This window comes from Calditrichota bacterium (assembly GCA_013152715.1).
Classification (GTDB): Bacteria; Zhuqueibacterota; Zhuqueibacteria; order Thermofontimicrobiales; family Thermofontimicrobiaceae; genus 4484-87.
Map to the genome: position 1 here is coordinate 1 of JAADFU010000161.1, position 3,104 is coordinate 3,104.

At 48.4% G+C, this 3,104-nt stretch carries 1 protein-coding gene; it reads right to left on the bottom strand.

Annotated elements, in window-relative coordinates; genetic code table 11:
* Positions 1-46 precede the first annotated feature (46 nt).
* On the bottom strand, positions 47-3,104 hold a 3,058-nt coding region (locus GXO74_12265), incomplete at its 5' end, for a hypothetical protein (GenBank protein ID NOZ62442.1).

Consider the following 3,104-nt stretch of genomic DNA (forward strand, 5'->3'; position numbering starts at 1 on the left):
TTGAATGGTAACTATAAACTATAGACAACGAACTACGAACTAAAAACTATTTTATCAAAACAACCACGCCCGACGCCACCGACGACTTTTCCGGATTATACATCGCCTCTGCCCGCACCGGCGGCAGACGAAACGTCCCGGCAGTCACAGCGCGCAAAGCGTAATAAAAATTAATTTCCCTGCCTCTTTTCAAATCACCATAAAAAACCAACCGATCATCGCGGATATCCAGATAATCCGGCAGATAATTTCTTTCTTTGAGCCAGTTCAGCGCTTTTCTCGATTCCAGCCTCGGATTTTCAATTTCAAAACCGGCAGGCAGCAGGTCGATCACTGCCACATTTTCCAGCGACTCGTTCAGAGATTTCAGAGTAATTTTCGCAATGACAAGTTGCCCCTGGCTGATGTCGTTATAATTCAGCGGAATGCCCTGGTCATTCAAGAACGTTCTCCGCACGGAAATATCCTGATCGGACTCGGTCACGCGCAGCGATGACGGAGTTCCTTCAGCCCGCCAGGCAAAATAGCAGGTGCCACTGCCCTGAACGGAAAGAGTGACTTTTTTGCCCGCCCAATCTTTCTCTGAAAAATGATAACTTTCACTGCCGAATTTCTCATATTCCGCGCCATCGACGGTCACAACTCCGGTGTAATTTCCGCGCTGCTGTTTTCGGGAAATTTTTCCCAGAGCGAGAAATGCAAACGCATTTTCCTGCGTCGTGCCCCAGTAGCCGCGCTTGTTCGCAGATTTGATGAGCGATTGGACTAATTGGGGAACCAGGGCATTGTCGGGATCGATTTCAGCAAGGACATCCAGCATCACTGCTTTTGCCCGAATATTTGAATTGAAATTGCCTCCGCTTTCCCGCTTTTGCTCCGAAGAAACAGTGAGGCGACGCGGCAGCAATTCGCGCGCCGTTTTCAAATCCCCGCTGTGAGCAAAAGCACCGGCTAATTGGTAAAGCGAAAATTGAGACAATTTATCGGCAAGGCTATTCTTAAAATAAAGCATGGTGCTCCGCTCCGGTTTTTCGGCAAGCGCGAGCACGTAGCAGGCATAAACCGCACTTTGCAACTGATACCGTTCATCAACGTCATAATCGCGCGAATAGTCTCGCAGTGATTTAATCATTTTTCGATAGACCCGGTCGGAAACTTCGTATCCCAAACGCCGCGCTTCCACCAGAAAATGGCTGGCATAAATCGAAGCCCAGGTATTGGCATAGTCGCCGTTAGGCCAGAAAGAAAATTCGCCGGACTCCAACTGCGACACTTCTATTTTTTGAATGCCTTCATTGATGTAATAATCCGCGCTATTTTTTTCAAAAATCTCTGGTTCTGCCACACGTGCCAGGTCTTTGAAGTAAAGCAGCGGGAACAACCGCGACGTGGTCTGTTCCAGGCAGCCATGCGGATAGCGTAGCAAATATTGCAAACTTCGAGCGAACTGCATCGCCGGGAAGTTGGAAATCGTCAGCGAAAATTCCGCCGTGTTTTCCAGCCAATTTTTCGGAAAAACAAAAGAGGCAGGTTTGCCCTGGCGCAGAGAACCGCTCCCGGAAAGAGTCACCATGGGAACTGGCGCGCGCAGCGGCACATCCACCTCGTAATTTGCCTTTTCTCCCCTGCCGGATACTTCAACCTGAAAATGCAATTTGCCCGTGGTTTTCTTCGCTTCGACTTTGAATCTCAGGAAGCCTTCTTTTTTATTTTCCAGTTGAATCGTCTGCGTCTCATCGCCGATGATTTTCGCGGGACCTGTTACTTTCAATCGCACTTTAAATTTTCCATTTCCACCAGTGCCATTGTAAACGGAAATGGGAATGTAAAATTGGTCTCCGCTGGCGACGAATCTGGGAAAAGTCGGCGTCATCACAATCGCATCGCGCACGAAAATGCGTTTTTCTCCGGCGCCAAATTTATCATCGGCAAAAGTCGATGCCATGATTCGCAGAGTGCCATTGAATTGAGGCACGGAAAACTTCACGCTCGCCCTGCCGCGGGAATCCGCTTTTATCAGTCCTGACCAGAATGCCACCGGTTTCACCCGCGTCACACCAGTGGGAGAAATGTGCTTTTTGCGTCTCGCTTCCAGATAACCTCCGCCGGGCGAAGACTGGCTGGCTTCAATTTCCGGCAAAATCATCCCATAAATATCAAAAGTCTCAATCCCAAGCCTCTTTTTGCCAAAGAAATACTGAAACGGGTCAGGCGTTTGAAAATCCGTCAATTGACAGATTCCTTCATCCACGGCAGCCACTGTCAAATAGGCGCTGCCTTTCTTTTTTCCTTTGAGTTGAATTTTTATTTTGAGCTCTGATTTGGGGCGAATTTCATCGGGAGCCTGCACTTCCACTTCCATTCGGTGGACGCTGCTGTTAATTTTCAGCGGGATCACGCCAAAAGCTCTCACCGGCGTATCCCTGTCAAGCGATTCAGTGGAACGAATCAAATGCGCCGAAACAAAAACATTGGGCGCGTATAACGCTTCAACAGGCAAATCAACTGTGCCCGTGTTCTCCTTTAATTCCACAACCTGATGGTGAAAAATTTTCTCCCGCTCAACGGTGAGCAACAATTTCCCCGCAAAAGGAGCCCGAATTTGAATGCGCGCGTGCTGTCCGGGCACATATTCTTTTTTATCCAGATCCATTTCAATTCGATCCGGATTGTCCATTGCCCACGGCGCATATCCCCAGCCGCTGGCATAAAAACTGATGGAAGAAGAGGAGCCTGTCTGCACATCGCGCACAACCACGCGGTATTTGCCGTATCTCTCGGGTCTCACGGAAAATTTACTGATCTGCGCGCCTGAAGTTACCGTGGTTTCGCTCACCAATTCTTCCACTTGTTCGGAAATGTAGCGATACCTGCCGTGGGATGTCGTCTTTTTCAAAATTGAATGCCAAAAAATGCGATAGAACGACACCGTTAATTTTCTGTTTGAAACAATTTCCTCGTCCGGATTGAGAACAATGAATTCAATGTCCGTGTTTTTGTGCGGTTCAGCATAGCCTTCTTTTTTCATCCGCAAACCAACGTAAACGTCGTAGGGATGAATGATCAAATTCTTGTAAGCGCTTACTCCGCGGCCTCCGGGTTCG